Here is a 7802-nt window from a genome sequence, read left to right as displayed (position 1 = left end):
CAGCGGAAGGTTAGCGACATGTGCACTATCAAGATTAATGATCCCTGCAGTACCGGGCTTGCTGGAAAGCTGTATCCCGACACCGGACGCTGTCCCAGCAGAAGCACTGTCAATGGCGATAATGCCCCGGGCAGCGTCCGCTATTGTGTTACTGGTTCGGGAAAATGCTATCGTGTAGGTATTGGCCGTTCGTGCCGGTAACTTGGTATAGCCATCACGGTCATCCCATTCGATAGTGGAAACCTGCCGACCACTGACTGCGGGACAGTTCAGGACGATACCGCCGGTATTTACCCAGGCCGTGGCGTTGTCAGTTCCCGAGAAGTCACTGTTGATATCAAAGGTTCCCAGATTAACCTTTTTATCTGCCTGCTGAATTGTGCAGGTCGGAACCGTGATCCGCAGTGTCCCTTTCAGGCGAACACCGCCAAATTCCATCATGGCTCCTAATTGCCCAAATACACCGCGGCTTATCGGAATCGTAGACAGGTCAATAACACCTGGCGTGATAGGGCCGGTTTTAATAAATGTGTAGCCAGTGAGTTTTAATTTTCCTCCACTTACATCCCCATCCTCAGGACCAATTGCACACGCATTTGTAGGTGAACAATTTAATGTTCTATTTGCATAGCCTCGCGCTGTTCTGACGCCAACACCTGAAAGTGAGGTGTTATAAACCTGCGTACGACCATTGGTACCCGGCTGTACACTGGCAATACCATACCGGATGTTTAATACTTTTCTTCCCAAATAGTAATCAGCGGTAGTGGTACATATGACGGCCAAGTAACCATTCGGGCCGAACCAAGAGTACTGCCCGGGCTGCACATCAAATAACACCCCACCCACAGGTAAATCATTGCCGGCAGACACGGTCGTTGACAGGGTCATTTCCGGTAATAAACCTGACCCTTGGGTAATACTACACGTGGCATAAGCTGCAGAACTTACAGCCATAAGTACAAAAACGCTCACTAGGATACGTACGAAAATATTCATATCACTTCTCTACTGCAGCAGCATGGTCAGTGGCATTGCAGCTGATGGACTGTTGGGGGAGTTCTCTGGCTGAAGGTGTTTCAGATAAGTGATAATGAAACACGCACTGCCCCGCGCTACCGCTACCCCACTCTGCCTTGAGTTGGCCTGTCGGCGTCTGTACCCGGGCATACAGTTGTCCGGCCTGTCCGATATAGCCCACTGTGCTGCCCTGCTCATCTCTGACTTCAGCGCCAAACGGTACGGGTTGACCGTCGGCCTGCCGTAACGTCGCCAGCAGAGGCAACCCGACTTTGACTCCATAGTCTAACTTCACCACCGCGCCAGAACGCGGTGCTGTGCGGCTGCGTGTGCTGTCCAGCTCCACACCATCGCGGGCACCCTTCGGATCAATACTGATATCGTTCATCTGGTAGGGCTGAAGGTTCGGCACAATGGCGTAGCCGCGGGCATCCACCTGAATTCCCGGATAGCCTGAAACGCTGGCACCTTCCGCCCCCTCGGCTTTGACCAGTGCAAAAGTGTCACCGCTATATGGGGAAAAGGTGACGCCATCGCTGTGGGCAATAACGGTGCCACTGAGCCCGACAGAGGCGCTGCTGTAATTTTTACTTTTGCCCCAGCTTGCGGTGGCACTGGTCCACTGACTGCGATAGCTGCCGGATAATGTCATCGCGTTACCGTTATCCGGATGATGGCTGACATCCACCCCGTAGCCAGCCTGCTGCAGCTCACCCAGCGTCCCGGAGAGGTTTAGGGATTCACCAATCCGGCCATTCGCATCGCGGTTCAACTGAGCCCGTAATGTGGGCGTGTTGCTGCTGCGGTACCCGCTACTCCCCAACGGCACGCTGGCGCTCAACAGCCAGTTGTTTTCAAAGCGATCGTTATTATTACGGCTGCGGGTCACCGACATTGCCCACGAAACCTGCCCGATGTTCACATTCCAGCCCGCCTGATACTGCTGATCGTGTCCCTGACGTCCCCAGTAGTTCTGGACTGAGCCACTGAGATACAGCTGACCCAGAGCGTCGCCCAGCCCCTGACTGAAGGTCAGCGTGGCCCGGTTGCGCGGGCGTGAGCTTTCGTCGTAACCAGTGCTGCTGTCACGTAATACCATGGCTTCTGTAAGCCCGAGGTAGTCGCGCGTGGAGAAGCGATACGTCGCCAGAGAGAAATTACTCTGAGTTTCTGGCAGGTATTTGCTGTAGCTGAGGCGCCAGCTCTGTCCCTGGCGCGCGGCATCGCTGCCGGTGTTGAGTTCAGTATGCGTGACGTCGGCCGCCACTGCTCCGATAGGTGTGCCAACTCCCACGCCTAGCTGAAAACTGTAATAGTCCGGTGCCAACTGGGCGCCACCGTACCCCGTCAAGCTGTTAGTCAGCCCCTGCTGCCAGGTCAGTTCGGTAAAGAACGGTTTATCTTTCAGACCGCTGTCTCGCAGTGTCCCGGCGGTCAGCCCATAGCGGAAACTTCCCGGACGTAGCAGTTGCGTGACGGCCGCATAGGGCACTTCAAAGCGCTGCTCGCTGCCGTCAGCTTCCTGCACCGTCACCTGCAAACTGCCGCCGTACCCGGTTGGGTAAAGGTCATCAATCAGGAAACTGCCCGGCGTAACAGTAGTTTCATAGATTATCTGCTCCCCCTGACGCACAATGACCCGGGCATTTGTCCGCGCGATGCCGCGGATTTCCGGAGCATAACCCCGGCGGGATTCAGGCAGCATCCTTTCATCACTAAACAGGGAAACACCGGAAAACGGCACCGTATCAAACAGCTCGCCACGGGTATTAGCCTGGCCGGCCAGAATGCGTCCCCGCAAGGCTGGGAGGTCACGCTGCAGCCAGGTGTTGAGGGTGGTATAATGCTGCTGGTTCCCCTGCTCCTGCCAGTTAAAGTTACCGTTATGACGCAAATACCAGGGACCCAGATTCAACCCGGCATTCAGTGATAGCCAAGCAGAATTATTACTAATGCCACCAGATTCACTGTGCCAAGCACCGCCATTGTAGCCCAGCAACAGCGCGGGAATACCGCTGTCCCACAATGAAGGATCGGTTGTTCCGCGTGCCGTGTGGGAAACCAGAATCTGCGGCACGGTCAGAGTAAGGCGCTGGGCGCTGCTGTCGTATTCCACATCGGCTTCAGGCAGCCAGGCACGGATGTCAGTACAGTCCGCGCCTGGCATCAGTGGCATGTCTCGCTGGAGAATCTCATCCGTCAACGGCAACGAACGTATCAGACTGGGTTTAAGGCAGAGAGCACTCCCTCCGTCAGGCTGGTCGCGCACGATAACGCTGTCGCGGGTGACCTGCGTGTCATTCAGCCAGATATCACTCCGCCAGATCCCAGGCATCATGGCCGCGCCATGACGAAAGCGGCTAAGGTCAAGCAACTCCGGATTGACCATCTGCAAAAAAACCGGGTCAAACTCAGCCTCATCCGCCTTGGCAGGCAGGGACAGGGACAACATTATCACCACCAGTGCTGCGGGCCGTAATCCGCCCAAAAGTGTTTGTGTCGCAGTCATAGTGTCATACTCAGTCTCAGCGGCTTGCTTTCATGTCCTGAATAGCGCCGTAATCATTAATATACTGCCAGCCCATAACCTGAATACGTCCATGGCTGGTTACCGCAAAATCCTGGCGACTAAACGGCGCAACCGTATCGCCCTCGATAGTCTGTGTCTTCCCCTCTGCCTGGACGTGGACGCTGAGCAGGGATACATGCCACGGGGTATCATTAACTGCCGTAACCTGACCGGCACCACTCTCCCATTGCAGAGTTTGAGCCGCAGCCTCAGGCTCACCTTGTAGTTCGGCTGGGCGGAAAAAGAGTTTGATCCGGGTGCGGAAAGCCATCTGGAGAAGGTTCTGCGGATCCGCCGATTTCTGGCGGGCTGGAATTTCCAGAGCGTTCAACCAGAACAGAGACTCCCGATCTGACGGCAGGCTACGTCCGGTATAGCGGATACGGACCGACTGGCTTTTCCCCGCATCAATGCGGTTGACAGGCGGTGTCAGCACAAATGGGACCTGCATTTTTTCCGGCAACGCCTGTGCATCACCATCGTCTATCCAGGTTTGGAGCAGAACCGGCCCCTTACCCTGATTATCAATACGAACGGTGACCTCCCGCTCATTTTGCGGATACACCACCCGAGTGTTGTTGATGACAATGGCTGCGCTGGCTGGCAGAGTGCAGACCAGAAGCAAAAGAGCACTGGCCTGAATAACATATCGAGTCAGTCGTCCGGACATCATGCCTCCTAGTGAAAAAGGGCGGGAAAACCCGCCCGAAAAACAAGAGAAAATTCAACGGATATTATTTGTACTGGATGTTGTAGGTGACCGAGGATTTCACATTACCTGCCACAGCCTTACCCGTAGCGTAGTATTCTGCGGTGTAAGGCAAAATAGCGGCCCCGGAAGCCAGCGCTACATAGCCAGCACTGCTCACCTGCTCGGTACTACCCGCCTTAATCACTGACCCGCCGTTAGTGCTGTCACGAAGCAACAGGTCTACATTCTTTGCTGAGCCGGTGTTCACCAGACGTCCGTCACCGTTGACCCCTGTGCCAGCCTCAAAATAGGCGGACGCGGTCAGCAGAGAGCCTGTGCAGCCGCTCAACCCCAATGTAAATCGGGTCTGACCTGCGGTTTTACCTGCAGCATCCAGAACCCCTTCAGTAACGGTTGGCAGGACAACGGTATCGCTGGCGTTTCCGCCATTTACTGAGACATTACATGTGTTTGAAGTCAGCTCACCGTTAAAAGTAATGGTGCCAGTGTTTGCCATGGCAGAATGAATCCCCGGAATAGCCAATGCCAGACTTAATGACAGAACGGATTTTTTCATAATTTAACTCCTGGTTTATAGATATTTGTGGTTGATAGATATTTGGTTTGTAGATACTTGATGACCATTATTCAGCAACAGATTCAATTCCAGCTTTTGTATTATTTGGTCGCCATAACTTATTGATGACAACTTCGAGAGCTCGACAAAAATCTTCATTAGTTTTTTAAAAACAGACAAAGATCATAGATAATATTCAAATCAGAAATTAAAGTTTAATACTCTAGAAATAAAAACAATTATCACTGTATAGAGTTATTTGATAATAAGTATTTCATTAAATATGCCTTACACAAGAAAAAGCAACATTTAACACCTTCCATAACATTCCATAACATTCCATAACATTCCGATATTTTTAGTCGTACACAGGACGTAGAAAGGTGGAAATAAAGCGGCTTGACCTATGCATCATGTGACTTCATGTGGTCTATTTTGAAGATAAATCAAAAAATTCCTAGTCTCGAATCACTCTCATATGACAGAATTGATGGATGTAACAGTTCAGTAATGCCTACCCCTCAACCCATGGCATTAACTAGTTGAAAATCAAAGTAAAACAAAATATAAACAACAAATTAATAACATTCTTAAAGTGCAATTCAGAGAAAAAATGAGACTTCAATCAGTGGAAATGACGCAGAAAGTGACGAAAAACATCATTATCAATGGTCAGGTTGTGTTTGATCCGAAAGCAAACCGTCTTTTCTCCGTTGCGGTACCGGAAGCACATATCACGCTCCCTAAACCCGCAAGTCGCTGCTTACTTATATTGATAAATCACCATGGCAATGTCGTCACGATGGCACAGTTTCATGAGCAGGCCTGGAATCAGAATAATGTTATCGTGTCAGATCAGAGTATTTATCAAAACATCTCTTTATTACGTAAGGCACTAACAAAGGTTGGCGGCAGTAAAAATATAATTGAGACACAAACTCGTCGAGGATGGGTTATTTCAAATGAAATTTTAATTACGGAAGAAAAATACAACGTAAATTCAGAAGGAAATAAAAATAAAGAAGTGGGCGATAATAAAGAGGAAGATTTATCTACTGACTTACCCATCAGTAAAGAACCACCATCACACTATATACCTCATCATCAAAAGAAACGATTTATTGCATATATAGTCACATTATTATTCAGCGTTTCAGTTGTATTTTTATCTTACGCATTATGGACCAGTTACCCTGTTGTTCATACTTGGTCATTACGTACATATCAGAAGTTAACTAATGTTTCTGAATGTCAGGTTTTCAGAAACCCTTCAAACATAAAGGATTCAGCCTACATTGAATTTATTCAACGCAACGCTATAGAATGTAACAATTATTCATGGTGGTATATTACAAATTCCATTCCCACCGGGTATTTTTCTTTAATCTCCTGTAAGGAGCCATTACTGAAAAAGAATAGCGAATCACCGGACTGTATTTCTTACTCCTTTCTGGGACTAAAAGATGACAATAAAGAAAATCAATAAATTTCAAATAGTTATCATGAGCATTATCGGAGTGGCCTTCCTTTGCTTTACTCTGGGCGGGTATATTTTATTGCGTCCTGTGACGCCGCCAGTTTACTGTGATGGTGATTTTCGGGAATATGCGGGAGATGGACGTCTTATTGTATCTATGAATCTGGCTCTGAAAAACGGAAAGGGCACTATCACACTTAAGGGAAAGGTCATCGATCCAGACGAAAAAGAAATCCCTTTTTATATTAGAAAATATGCAGCTTATCAGTTTCAGGGAGAGGTACTGGTTCTGAGCAAAACGGAACAACCCCTTTTTGTCACGAGCAACACCGACGTTCACATGCTAAAGGGATACCTGCAGGCATTTTTTCTTGATAACAGCTCACCCCAATTCACAGTGCGTATGTACCGGGTAGAAGAGAGAGACGATACCTGGATCGTTTCAGCCACTGGAAAACTCCCTTATTTCCTTTGCATCGATCATTAGGCAAATTGGTTTAATCTACACATCATCAAAGATTTTTCGTAGTAGTTATCAACGGCGTTGGTAATAAAGTCAGGCTTTGAATCGTATTATCCTAGCATCGTCACTGACTTAGAATAGGTATGCCTAGCTTTATTACCTAGCTCACGGCTTTAACATCGGTGAGCTTATCCGGCTGAGCATTGTAATTTCTCAAGCTGAATTTGCTATTGATTAGCCTTTGTATCGGGACACGCTGTCTTAGATAGAGGCTGTTATAGTGTTTATTAACACCTTCAACATTTATGGGCATGAGCCGTTATAAAAAAAACAACCTGTTAACAAAACAACCTTTACACGCCACATCTTAAATATTTCAAATCTTGACGACAAAAAAAACAAGATGAACTTTTCTACACTATGTGTATAAACACTATAAAAATAACCATGATTAGATTAAGTATATATGAAAAACACTCATTCCCGACAACTTCGGCACTGGTTCATTGCCTCGCTTTTACCCGCTCTTTTGCTGGTAGGGTGCATATCAGATGGCGTATTTAACCATAGAGGCGAAGGCGTTTTTCTGCTTGACCCCATATTACCCGCCCTTTTGCTGGCAGGATGCATATCAGATGGCGCATATAGCCACAGAGACGAAAGTGCTTTTCCGCCAGACCCCATATTGCCGCCAACGGAACAAGTATTAGAAAAAGTGCACATCGAACCTTTGTCATCTTATTACAAAGATGATAAAAAATGGCCTGACTGTGACCTATAAAACGTCTTTAATATTCTAAACAAGTATCAAGTTAGCCTACAACGTTTTCTTTTGTTATCAACAATAACCACCATTGGTGGATTTGGTATTTTTGAAAAATTCTGTATAAATGTAATTTTTTAATCCAACCTAGATTTTTATATTGACTTCTGATCTTGATTTATGACCACATGAAAGTTCATATGATAATCTATAGGTTTATTAATCACATTAACCATATACAC

6 protein-coding genes are annotated in these 7802 nt (G+C 47.9%); 2 read left to right on the top strand and 4 right to left on the bottom strand.

Annotation, left to right across the window (positions count from 1 at the left end):
* From CAG64_RS19115 to CAG64_RS19100, 4 genes are all read right to left on the bottom strand, one after another.
* On the bottom strand, nt 1-999 hold a 999-nt coding region (locus CAG64_RS19115; RefSeq protein ID WP_161489349.1), incomplete at its 3' end, for a hypothetical protein.
* A gap of 1 nt (nt 1000) precedes the next feature.
* The gene (locus CAG64_RS19110) at nt 1001-3472 is read right to left on the bottom strand and encodes a fimbria/pilus outer membrane usher protein (RefSeq protein ID WP_161488989.1); all 2472 of its coding nucleotides are present in this window, start codon (nt 3470-3472) and stop codon (nt 1001-1003) included.
* A 73-nt stretch (nt 3473-3545) separates the two neighbouring features.
* On the bottom strand, nt 3546-4259 hold the full coding sequence (locus tag CAG64_RS19105; RefSeq protein WP_161488990.1) for a fimbria/pilus periplasmic chaperone: 714 nt from the start codon (nt 4257-4259) through the stop codon (nt 3546-3548).
* A 64-nt stretch (nt 4260-4323) separates the two neighbouring features.
* On the bottom strand, nt 4324-4857 hold the full coding sequence (locus CAG64_RS19100; protein ID WP_161488991.1) for a fimbrial protein: 534 nt from the start codon (nt 4855-4857) through the stop codon (nt 4324-4326).
* Nucleotides 4858-5491: 634 nt separating this feature from the next.
* Between CAG64_RS19100 and CAG64_RS19095 the strand changes: the two genes are divergently transcribed.
* Nucleotides 5492-6343, top strand: coding sequence for a winged helix-turn-helix domain-containing protein (locus tag CAG64_RS19095; RefSeq protein WP_161488622.1), 852 nt, complete (start codon nt 5492-5494; stop codon nt 6341-6343).
* The gene (locus CAG64_RS19090) at nt 6321-6821 is read left to right on the top strand and encodes a hypothetical protein (protein WP_161488621.1); all 501 of its coding nucleotides are present in this window, start codon (nt 6321-6323) and stop codon (nt 6819-6821) included. The genes CAG64_RS19095 and CAG64_RS19090 overlap by 23 nt, the downstream gene beginning before the upstream one ends.
* Nucleotides 6822-7802 lie beyond the last annotated feature (981 nt).

The sequence above is a fragment of the Vibrio sp. V38_P2S17PM301 genome (assembly GCF_009904845.1).
Classification (GTDB): domain Bacteria; phylum Pseudomonadota; class Gammaproteobacteria; order Enterobacterales; family Vibrionaceae; genus Vibrio; species Vibrio proteolyticus.
The sequence above is the reverse complement of the archived record's forward strand: the minus strand, read 5'-3'. Positions and strand labels throughout refer to the sequence as shown.

What these genes read in the sequence shown, in the direction of transcription:
- CAG64_RS19090 (WP_161488621.1), top strand. Translation starts at nt 6,321, where the DNA reads ATGACAATAAAGAAAATCAATAAATTTCAAATAGTTATCATGAGCATT.
- CAG64_RS19100 (WP_161488991.1), bottom strand. Translation starts at nt 4,857, where the DNA reads ATGAAAAAATCCGTTCTGTCATTAAGTCTGGCATTGGCTATTCCGGGG.
- CAG64_RS19110 (WP_161488989.1), bottom strand. Translation starts at nt 3,472, where the DNA reads ATGTTGTCCCTGTCCCTGCCTGCCAAGGCGGATGAGGCTGAGTTTGAC.
- CAG64_RS19095 (WP_161488622.1), top strand. Translation starts at nt 5,492, where the DNA reads ATGACGCAGAAAGTGACGAAAAACATCATTATCAATGGTCAGGTTGTG.
- CAG64_RS19105 (WP_161488990.1), bottom strand. Translation starts at nt 4,259, where the DNA reads ATGTCCGGACGACTGACTCGATATGTTATTCAGGCCAGTGCTCTTTTG.